The organism is Scandinavium sp. (assembly GCF_032012665.1).
Taxonomy (GTDB): domain Bacteria; phylum Pseudomonadota; class Gammaproteobacteria; order Enterobacterales; family Enterobacteriaceae; genus Scandinavium.
This window is the reverse complement of the sequence record NZ_DALZVG010000050.1, coordinates 1-6,226: the sequence shown is the minus strand read 5'-3', so window position 1 is coordinate 6,226 and position 6,226 is coordinate 1. Positions and strand designations below refer to the sequence as shown.

The window sequence follows — 6,226 nt, the reverse complement described above, 5'->3', positions numbered from 1 at the left end:
GCAGGTACTTATCAACAAGATCCAAACAATCGATGAAATTCAGTCCACCGAGACGCTGATCTCCCTTCAGAACCCGATCATGCGCACCATTCGCCCGTGATCGGGCTTTTTAATCCCACATCTTTCCACAGGTAGATCCCAGCTCACACACAGCGTACAATATGCCACTCAGGATCAAGGGGTGGACTTTCATGGCAGACATTACTCTTATCAGTGGCAGCACGCTTGGCGGCGCCGAATACGTGGCGGAACACCTGGCTGAGAAGCTGGAAGACGCCGGTTTTTCCACTGAAACGCTGCATGGCCCCCTGCTTGAAGATCTGACCCCAAGCGGAGTCTGGCTGTTAGTCAGCTCTACGCACGGTGCGGGCGACATTCCGGATAACCTGCTTCCTTTATACGAAGCAATAAAGGAAGAGAAACCCGATCTCTCTGCCGTACGCTTCGGTTCCGTGGGCATTGGCAGCCGCGAATATGACACATTCTGCGGCGCTATCGAGAAAATCGACCAGGAACTGACGGCCTGCGGAGCGAAACAGATAGGCGAGACGCTGAAGATCAACATCCTCGATCATGACATTCCTGAAGATCCGGCTGAAATTTGGCTCGGATCCTGGTCAAAACTGATCGGAGAATTGTAAAGATCGGCCTTTTTTATGTGGATAACTCTGGTTAAAAGCACTGATCAACCGGTAGTTATCCAACGAATAAGGTTTGGTTAGTTTTTGAGTTGTGCATAACCCTTCATTCTGATCCCAGCTTATACGGACCAGGATCACCGATCATTCACAGGCTGTGATCCTTATTAAGCGTTTGATCTTAAAAGCCAGATCCAGCTTATCCACAGAAGATGGCGATCCTAATAAGAGATCACAATAAAACAGATCTCTAAACAAAAGATCTTCTTTTAAATACCCAGGATCCCGGGTGCTTTCTCCAACCGCTAAAGTTGAGTAGAATCCACGGCCCGGGCTTCAATCACTTTTTCAAACCGCTTTCATGCGAGGCAGACCACCATGTTTTATCAGGATCCTTTTGACGTCATCATCATTGGCGGGGGTCATGCAGGTACTGAGGCCGCGATGGCCGCAGCACGTATGGGTCAGCAGACCCTGCTGTTGACACACAATATCGACACGCTGGGGCAGATGAGCTGCAACCCGGCCATTGGCGGCATTGGGAAAGGACACCTGGTAAAAGAAGTGGATGCGCTCGGCGGGCTGATGGCGAAGGCGATCGACCAGGCGGGTATCCAGTTTAGAATACTAAACGGCAGCAAAGGCCCCGCCGTTCGTGCAACTCGTGCTCAGGCCGATCGCGTTCTGTACCGTCAGGCCGTACGTACTGCGCTGGAAAACCAGCCGAACCTGATGATCTTCCAGCAGGCTGTTGAAGATCTGATCGTCGAAAACGATCGCGTCGTCGGTGCTGTCACTCAGATGGGGCTGAAGTTCCACGCGAAGTCCGTTGTGCTGACCGTGGGGACATTCCTTGACGGCAAAATTCACATTGGTCTGGACAACTACAGCGGTGGACGCGCTGGCGATCCGCCGTCAATACCGCTTTCTCGTCGTCTGCGTGAACTGCCGCTGCGCGTTGGTCGCCTTAAAACCGGAACGCCGCCGCGTATTGATGCCCGCACTATCGATTTTAGCGTTCTGGCTCAGCAGCATGGCGACAACCCAATGCCGGTGTTCTCGTTCATGGGCAACGCGGATCAGCACCCGCGCCAGGTGCCGTGCTACATCACGCACACCAATGAAAGCACGCATGATGTAATCCGCAATAACCTCGATCGCAGCCCAATGTACGCCGGCGTTATTGAAGGTATCGGGCCACGTTATTGCCCGTCGATTGAAGACAAAGTCATGCGCTTTGCCGACAAAAATCAGCATCAAATTTTCCTCGAGCCGGAAGGCCTGACCTCCAACGAAATTTACCCGAACGGGATCTCCACTAGCCTGCCGTTTGACGTGCAGATGCAGATCGTCCGCTCGATGGAAGGGATGGAAAACGCGAAGATCGTTCGTCCGGGCTACGCCATTGAGTATGATTTCTTCGATCCGCGCGATCTGAAGCCTACGCTGGAAAGCAAATACATTCAGGGCCTGTTCTTTGCCGGGCAAATCAACGGCACCACCGGTTACGAAGAAGCCGCCGCACAGGGTCTGCTGGCGGGTCTTAATGCTGCACGTTTCTCGGCCGAGAAAGAGGGCTGGGCGCCACGTCGCGATCAGGCCTATCTCGGTGTGCTGGTGGATGACCTCTGCACGTTGGGTACCAAAGAACCGTACCGCATGTTCACCTCCCGCGCGGAATACCGCCTGATGCTGCGTGAAGACAACGCCGATCTGCGTCTGACCGAACAGGGTCGTGAGCTGGGTCTGGTGGATGACGAACGCTGGGCGCGCTTCAACGAAAAGCTGGAAAGCATTGAACTTGAGCGCCAGCGCCTGAAGTCCACCTGGGTGACGCCAACCTCTGAAGCTGTTGCTGAAGTGAACGCTCAGCTGGATGCGCCGTTATCCCGTGAGGCCAGCGGTGAAGATCTGCTGCGTCGTCCGGGCGTGACCTACGAACAGCTGGTACAGCTCTCTCCATTTGCGCCAGGCCTTGCGGATCCGCAGGCGGCCGAGCAGGTGGAGATTCAGGTCAAATACGAAGGTTATATTGCCCGCCAGCAGGACGAGATCGAGCGCCATCAGCGCAACGAAAATACAATCCTGCCAGCGACGCTGGATTACCGTCAGGTTTCTGGCTTGTCCAACGAGGTGATTGCCAAACTCAACGATCACAAACCGTCCTCTATCGGTCAGGCCTCGCGTATCTCCGGCGTGACCCCTGCGGCGATTTCGATTTTGCTGATCTGGCTGAAAAAACAGGGGATGCTGCGCCGCAGCGCCTGATTTTGAATATATTGCCCGGCGGCGCGAGGCTTGCCGGGCCTGCACACCCGTAAGGCGGGTCAGCGAAGCGCCACCCGCCAAAAGAAGCTCAACAGGATCTCTCAGTGCTCAATAAACTCTCTCGTCTGCTCGCTGAAGCAGGTATTTCGTTGTCCGATCACCAGCAACAGCAGCTGGTGGCCTACGTCGAACTGCTCCACAAATGGAACAAAGCGTACAACCTGACCTCGGTACGCGACCCGAACGAGATGCTGGTGCGTCATATCCTCGACAGCATCATCGTGGCGCCGCATTTGCAGGGGGAACGTTTTATTGATGTGGGGACAGGGCCTGGCTTGCCGGGTATTCCGCTGGCGATTGTCCTGCCTCAGGCGCATTTCACGCTGCTGGATAGCCTGGGCAAGCGCGTGCGCTTCCTGCGCCAGGTTCAGCATGAGCTGAAGCTTGAGAACGTCACTCCGGTGCAGAGTCGCGTCGAGGATTTCCCGGCAGAGCCGCCCTTTGACGGGGTGATCAGTCGGGCGTTCGCTTCCCTGACCGACATGGTGAACTGGTGTCACCATCTGCCGGCAGAGCATGGCCATTTTTATGCGTTAAAGGGTCTGCTGCCTGACGATGAAATTGCGCAGCTGCCCGCGCAGTTCGCAGTGGAAGATATCGTGAAACTTAACGTTCCTCAGCTGGATGGAGAACGGCATCTGGTTAAAATTAAGGCAACAAAAGTTTAATCTTTATCAAAAAATGTGGATTTTACCCCCACCGTGAAGTGTTAAAACGGGGTGATGAAAGCAGTGATACGTTCAGTTACATTTAACGAGACGGTCACTGCTTTTTTGCATTCTGTTCACATGGCTCTCTTTGCTTAACCATAAAAATAGTCAACATGGAAAATATCAGTCTGCTAAAAATCGGCAGGGTGAACAGTAAGTGGATGTTAAAAGTTTATTATGAATGTCAATGAATGGTTTTTAGGATGTATTGGGCTATTTTAAAAAGAGTCCGATAAATTTGTTATTGAATTCAGAAAGATGAAATCCGGTAATTTTTTCTATGCTGGTTTTCCATAAGGGTGAAAATCTTTTTTTTGTGATCGAATGCACGCTTTTATGCGAGGTATTTCGCGTCGTTTGCACTTTTGTCTGATTGTTCACAGTTTCCTGAAAAGTTGAAAAACAGCGCGGTCGAAAAATATTTAAACATTTATTCACCTTTTCGCTACTTATTGTTTGAATTCACGGGGCGTCACCGTATAATTTGTCCGCTTTTTGATGCTTGACTCCGAGCCTCAAAGAACGTTTTATACGACACGCGACATACCTCGAAGGGAGCAGGAGTAAAAACGTGATGTCTGTGTCGCTCTTGAGTCGAAACGTTGCTCGTAAGCTTCTGTTCATTCAGCTTCTGGCGGTTACCGCAAGTGGATTGCTGTTCTGCCTCAAAGACCCCTTCTGGGGCATCTCCGCAGTATGTGGAGGTTTGGCGGTTGTCGTGCCAAATGCACTGTTTATGATTTTTGCCTGGCGTCATCAGGCGCATACACCAGCCAAAGGCCGCGTGGCCTGGTCTTTCGCCCTCGGCGAAGTGTTCAAGGTGTTGCTGACCTTTGCCCTCCTCGCGGTGGCGCTGGCGGTTGTTAAAGTGGTATTTTTGCCGCTGATAGTGACGTGGGTTTTGGTGCTGGTGGTACAAGTTCTGGCACCAGCTGTAATCAACAACAAAGGGTAAAAGGCATCATGGCTTCAGAAAATATGACGCCGCAGGAATACATAGGTCATCACCTGAATAACCTTCAGCTTGATCTGCGTACTTTCTCGCTGGTGGATCCGCATAACCCCCCGGCCACCTTCTGGACGCTCAACATTGACTCCATGTTCTTCTCGGTCGTGCTGGGTCTGTTGTTCCTTGCCATGTTCCGCAGCGTTGCGAAAAAAGCGACCAGCGGTGTTCCAGGGAAATTCCAGACGGCTATCGAAATGATCATCGGCTTCGTCCATGGCAGCGTCAAAGACATGTACCATGGCAAGAGCAAGCTGATTGCGCCACTGGCGCTGACGGTGTTCGTCTGGGTCTTCCTGATGAACCTGATGGATCTGCTGCCAATCGACCTGATTCCTTACATCGGCGAACACTTCCTGGGCCTGCCTGCGCTGCGCGTGGTGCCGTCTGCGGACGTGAACATCACCCTGTCGATGGCGCTCGGCGTATTTATCCTCATTCTTTTCTACAGCATCAAAATGAAAGGCGTTGGCGGCTTTGTTAAAGAGCTTACCCTGCAGCCGTTCAATCACTGGGCGTTCATTCCGGTCAACCTGATCCTGGAAGGCGTCAGCCTGCTGTCCAAACCGGTTTCTCTCGGTCTTCGACTGTTCGGCAACATGTACGCAGGTGAGCTGATTTTCATTCTGATAGCCGGCCTTCTGCCGTGGTGGTCACAGTGGCTTCTGAATGTGCCTTGGGCCATTTTCCACATCCTGATTATCACGCTGCAAGCCTTTATCTTCATGGTTCTGACGATCGTCTATCTGTCGATGGCATCTGAAGAGCACTGATTTTTTACCAACACTACTACGTTTTAACTGAAACAAACTGGAGACTGTCATGGAAAACCTGAATATGGATCTGCTGTACATGGCTGCCGCTGTGATGATGGGTCTGGCGGCAATCGGTGCTGCGATCGGTATCGGCATCCTCGGGGGCAAATTCCTGGAAGGCGCAGCGCGTCAGCCGGATCTGATTCCTCTGCTGCGTACTCAGTTCTTTATCGTTATGGGTCTGGTGGATGCTATCCCAATGATCGCTGTCGGTCTGGGTCTGTACGTGATGTTTGCTGTCGCGTAGTAAGTAGTCATCAAATTTTAAGAGGTATTGTGCTGTGAACATGAACGCAACAATCCTCGGCCAGGCCATCGCGTTTATTCTCTTTGTCTGGTTCTGCATGAAGTACGTATGGCCGCCGTTAATGGCTGCCATCGAAAAACGTCAGAAAGAAATTTCTGACGGTCTGGCTTCCGCAGAACGCGCTAAGAAAGATTTGGACCTTGCACAGGCCAACGCGACCGACCAGCTGAAAAAAGCCAAAGCGGAAGCCCAGGTGATCATCGAGCAGGCGAACAAGCGTCGCGCTCAGATCATGGACGAAGCGAAAGCTGAAGCAGAACAGGAACGTAGCAAAATCGTTGCCCAGGCGCAGGCTGAGATCGACGCCGAGCGTAAACGTGCTCGCGAAGAACTTCGTAAGCAGGTCGCGATTCTGGCTGTTGCTGGTGCCGAGAAGATCATCGAACGTTCCGTGGATGAAGCTGCTAACAGCGACATCGTGG

Annotated in this window: 7 protein-coding genes and 1 pseudogene; all 8 read left to right on the top strand. The window is 52.4% G+C overall.

Annotated features, from left to right (window positions below):
* A pseudogene (locus RTU33_RS21590) lies at positions 1-100 on the top strand (transcriptional regulator AsnC); the annotation flags it as partial.
* Between the two features lie 91 nt (positions 101-191).
* The gene (mioC, locus tag RTU33_RS21585; RefSeq protein ID WP_312630124.1) at positions 192-641 is read left to right on the top strand and encodes an FMN-binding protein MioC; all 450 of its coding nucleotides are present in this window, start codon (positions 192-194) and stop codon (positions 639-641) included.
* A gap of 375 nt (positions 642-1,016) precedes the next feature.
* The gene (gene mnmG, locus RTU33_RS21580) at positions 1,017-2,906 is read left to right on the top strand and encodes a tRNA uridine-5-carboxymethylaminomethyl(34) synthesis enzyme MnmG (RefSeq protein WP_312630122.1); all 1,890 of its coding nucleotides are present in this window, start codon (positions 1,017-1,019) and stop codon (positions 2,904-2,906) included.
* Between the two features lie 104 nt (positions 2,907-3,010).
* Entirely contained in the window at positions 3,011-3,634 is a 624-nt protein-coding gene (rsmG, locus tag RTU33_RS21575; protein WP_312630120.1) for a 16S rRNA (guanine(527)-N(7))-methyltransferase RsmG, read from the top strand.
* A gap of 616 nt (positions 3,635-4,250) precedes the next feature.
* Positions 4,251-4,631 (top strand): F0F1 ATP synthase subunit I, encoded by a 381-nt coding sequence (gene atpI, locus RTU33_RS21570; RefSeq protein ID WP_312630119.1) that lies wholly within the window; start codon positions 4,251-4,253, stop codon positions 4,629-4,631.
* 8 nt (positions 4,632-4,639) lie between these two features.
* Positions 4,640-5,455, top strand: coding sequence for a F0F1 ATP synthase subunit A (atpB, locus tag RTU33_RS21565; protein WP_097162489.1), 816 nt, complete (start codon positions 4,640-4,642; stop codon positions 5,453-5,455).
* A 49-nt stretch (positions 5,456-5,504) separates the two neighbouring features.
* Positions 5,505-5,744 (top strand): F0F1 ATP synthase subunit C, encoded by a 240-nt coding sequence (gene atpE, locus RTU33_RS21560; protein WP_000429386.1) that lies wholly within the window; start codon positions 5,505-5,507, stop codon positions 5,742-5,744.
* Between the two features lie 34 nt (positions 5,745-5,778).
* Positions 5,779-6,226, top strand: a 448-nt coding sequence (gene atpF / locus RTU33_RS21555) for a F0F1 ATP synthase subunit B (protein WP_312630116.1), incomplete at its 3' end; no start/stop codon positions are given.